Consider the following 1,763-nt stretch of genomic DNA (forward strand, 5'->3'; position numbering starts at 1 on the left):
CCAATGGCTGAACCCGATTGCCATTGCCCCGGAAGGCTATGCAGTCCCTAACACCCGTCTGTTGGAACAAGTTCGGGCGGGTGGTGTCTTCACCGTAACGTCTCCCCTCACTGAGGCGCTCTGGTTTTGTTTACTGGGTTCAATGCAGACGATTCGCGAGACCACCGGCCTGGAGCCCCGACTTCAGGTGACTCACACAAAACAGCAGCCGAAAGCCCTGGGGTTGACAAAAAACGATGTGCACTCAATGAGAGATCACAGCGTCTTTAATACCGTGACTTATCGGCAACCTGCCCAGGCCAGTCATTGGATCAATCATCAGGAAGCCTCTCTGGTGATTCAGGTCAATGAACTGACCAGCTTCAGTCAGCTGTTTGATAATATCCATATCACCTCGGAAAAAAAGGCATATTTTGGCCGGCGTCAGAGTGAGTTGCAGAAGGCATTAAGCTCTGGCAAGCCTGTTATATTGCGGGGACTGGAAAGTAATTCAGCGCTTCAGGAGCTTCTGGAACCTCTGGCTGTCGGGCAACCTCTGTTGGTAAATGGCCAATTACAAGCCTACCCACAAGCTCATGTCACCGTACTCTGGCCCGAGTCTGTGAAAAGCCCATCTTCGATATTCAGCTCAATGGTTGCCACGGCTAAACCCTGTCCTGAGGTGGATATCTGGGAGATCAGTGCGGTCAAGCATGATATCCCCCGGACTGAGCTGCCCGAACAGGCACTTCGGCAACTTTACGCAGCCTTTAAAACCGTACCTGCCCACCTTTGTAACCGTCTGCCTGAACGGACCGAAGGGTTGTTGAATAACCTGATACTGGCTGCCCGTCGAGCACAGCAGGTTGACCAGTCGCCACAACTACTGCCCAGCCACTGGCGCAAGGCCATCAATAGCGTCATCACCCATGGCACCCGGCAGACCTCGTCAGTGCGGGATTTTATGAAAGTGGCTTGTTGGCAGTTTTTGCCAGATACCCATAAAAAACCGGATGAGAATCAAACTGCCTCGGTAGACCCGGATCGTTTAAATGACATCATTAATAGTGCCCTGCGGCTGGATAGAGCGTTTGTGAAGCAGAACCTGTGGCCACTGGCCAGAGCCTTTGACCCGGCTGTCTTCAGGGACACTGAATTTGAAGCGTTACAACTGTCCTATGAAAGTCCATTTTCAGGGGAAACTGAAAAAGAATCTCTGGACAGGCTCTGTGCCATGATCGTGGCTCATGCGCCTGAACATCAACGAGAGGCAATGGCGTATCAGTTGGCAGTCGATCCACTGGCAGCAAAGCCATATAAAAGGTTAGCCATCAGACCATCAAGGCAGATTAAACGTTTGCAAGATGCGCTGACCTCTGGATGGCTGCTCCATGTGCCACCAGGGCAGACCCGATCCGATGCTATTCAGGCTTTGGCCACCGATTGTTTTCACATTGCCCGGGGAGAATATGTAACGGAGAATTCTGAAGATGAACGCATTGAACGCATCGAAAACCGACTGTCCCAATCACTGACGAGGCACGGTTCTGCTGATCAGCCATTGTCGGTACTGGCCCGGGATCTTTATCACGGCTCGATGAATCAGAGGGATCGTGAAAGCCGTCGCTTATCCCGACTCCATGACCGGCTTGTGGACTCACCCGTTATATTCCTGCAGGGGGAAACCGGTACCGGGAAAAGTTATTTTTCTGCAAGAATGGCGAAGGCTTCAGGACAGGCTTCGGTCATTTCCCTCGGACCTTCTGACAGCGAACAGACCCTGA

Annotated in this window: 1 protein-coding gene; it reads left to right on the forward strand. The window is 52.2% G+C overall.

Annotation, left to right across the window (positions count from 1 at the left end):
* Positions 1–1,763, forward strand: a 1,763-nt coding sequence (locus tag KDK18_RS12560) for a hypothetical protein (protein WP_257255271.1), incomplete at both ends; no start/stop codon positions are given.

The sequence above is a fragment of the Endozoicomonas sp. SESOKO3 genome (assembly GCF_024606255.1).